Below are 2,197 nucleotides of genomic sequence, written 5' to 3' on the forward strand. Positions count from 1 at the left end.
AAGGCCGCTGCCGAAAAGGCCGCTGCCGAAAAGGCCGCCGCCGAAAAGGCCGCTGCCGAAAAGGCCGCTGCCGAAAAGGCCGCTGCCGAAAAGGCCGCCGCCGAAAAGGCCGCCGCCGAAAAGGCGGAAGCCATCAAGAACGCCGCCGCCCAGAAATCGGATGTATCGGTTTCCTACGAACCGCCGCCTGCCCAGGCGGCGGTCAAGAAACCATCGGACCCCGTTGACAATACCATGAAGATCTTCGCCGCCGGCTTGGCGTTTCTCATTTTGCTGGTGATCGGCGGGAGCGCCTCCAACTCCTTCAAATATTATCTGGCAGAAAACCAGGGCGCACTGGAGGTTTGGAAAGGCAAATTTTCCCCCATCGGCAAAAAACTGGTCATCACCCTGCCCGGCGTACCTGCCCCTGAAGAGACGAAAGCGACCTACCGCTCCGGTGACGTCTACCCGATCGTGTTCCAGTATTACATCGACAAAGCCGATGTGCTGCTGGACGTTCCGGGGATACCGGATTTCGAAGGAATCAAGGCGACTTTGAAAACGGCCCTCGAATACGGGTCCACCAGCGATCTTCGTGCGCTGGCCTATCAGCGCCTCGATAATATCGACCGGTTGATTCTCACCTATAAAGCCGAGGTGGCCGCCAGCCGAGGAACCATCGATGACCTGAAAGCGGCCATCGGATTTCTCAATGCAGCCGATAAATTGACCACGGACAAGGTCCAGGAAGAGGTGATCGCCCGGACAATTGCCGGCCATGAAGCGGCGATCATGGCTCTGGAAGAACAGGCGGCCGCCAAACAGGCCGCTGACGAGGCCCAGGCGGAGGAGGCTACCGCCCAACAAGCGGAAGACACCCCAGAAGACGAGGGCGCCGTCGAGAGCACTGAACCCGGCAGGGATCAACATGAGTAGATTGCATAGCGCGTCAACCAGTCAGGTTTTTAAATCTAATAGGGGCGGCTGAGTGGATCAGCCGTCAGAAAAAAACAAAGATAAATGTAACCAATCGGAATGGACAGGATCTTAATGCTTAGCGTGGAAATGCCATAAACCTCCATTCCACACCTTCGAAAGCCCCTGCAGCATGCCTCTGCAGGGGCTTTCTTGTTACCATCATTTCCCACCTGATGTGAAAAAGGCTGCCTAATTTAGTCGTTCTCCTATCCCTCATGATCAAGCATCCCATTGGTATCATTAGACTTAATAATTTTTTCAATTATTGGCATACCATGTGCTTTTTACAAGAACAGCGAAGGTAATCTGATTTTTGTTCCAACCTAATCGTTTTGTGGTTTTTTTGGCTGGATATTTTGGGGCCAAACCTGTTCAACTCATTTTTTCGGGCAAGACCTTCCTCCGGGTCTTGCCCGATTGCGTTGGCAATGAGCCGCGGGATTGAATCCATTCGGCATTGGCAGGCTGTCATAAGGCCAGGGGATACCCTTTTCCACGCAGATGCTCCACGATCCGGAACAACTGCGCGACGGTCTTTGGGTCGGCGTCAGGGCCGGGGTGCCGTACTTTAGCGGTCGAGAAAACCCCCAACCGCTTTAGCACCTGTTTGCGGAGGGACACGCCGATACCCGGTTGGAATTCCCAGCGATTCAACGGCAGGAAATCGTAGAAGTGTTCGGCGGCCCGCTTCCATTCATTTTTCTGGACCCGTTCGAACAATTGAACCAGCAATTCGGCATAGACGAATCCGGTCATAATCCCCACGGCTCCCAGTTCCAACTCCTCGAGGGCGTACATGCCTCCCAGCGCGCCGAAAACCTTCAACCCGGGTCCGGCGTGTTCGGCCAAGGCCTGCATTTTCATCCCCGTGGGCGGGTCTTCGAGCTTGATGTAACCGACGTTGGAGGATGTCTCGAAAATACGACTGATGAGTGCCACCGTCATCGTAATGCCGGTCACTGCAGGGTAGTCGTGGATAATGCAGGGAATCTGTGCGGCATCGGAAACCTGGTGGTAGTATTCAAGCAGCGGTGCATCCTTTTGGACGGTGTGGGGGCCGAGCAGGATCGCATCGGCCCCTAGCTCCCGCGCACGGCGCACCATGGTCATCGCCGGATCCGTGGCGTTGGCCCGCACCCCGACCACCAGTCCCATCCCCTTTGGAAGCAGTTCACGGTAGCGGGCAATCACGTCTGCACGCTCCTGATCCGTCAGCTTGTGCCCTTCCCCCAGGGCA

2 protein-coding genes are annotated in these 2,197 nt (G+C 55.9%); one reads left to right on the top strand and one right to left on the bottom strand.

What is annotated here, in order from left to right:
* The coding region (locus ABYV26_RS24650) for a hypothetical protein (RefSeq protein ID WP_372683996.1) at positions 1 to 918 on the top strand (918 nt) is incomplete at its 5' end.
* A gap of 510 nt (positions 919 to 1,428) precedes the next feature.
* Here the strand turns inward: ABYV26_RS24650 and ABYV26_RS24655 are convergent.
* On the bottom strand, positions 1,429 to 2,197 hold a 769-nt coding region (locus ABYV26_RS24655), incomplete at its 5' end, for a dihydrodipicolinate synthase family protein (RefSeq protein WP_372683997.1).

Source organism: Desulfosarcina sp., from assembly GCF_041551955.1.
Classification (GTDB): Bacteria; Desulfobacterota; Desulfobacteria; order Desulfobacterales; family Desulfosarcinaceae; genus Desulfosarcina.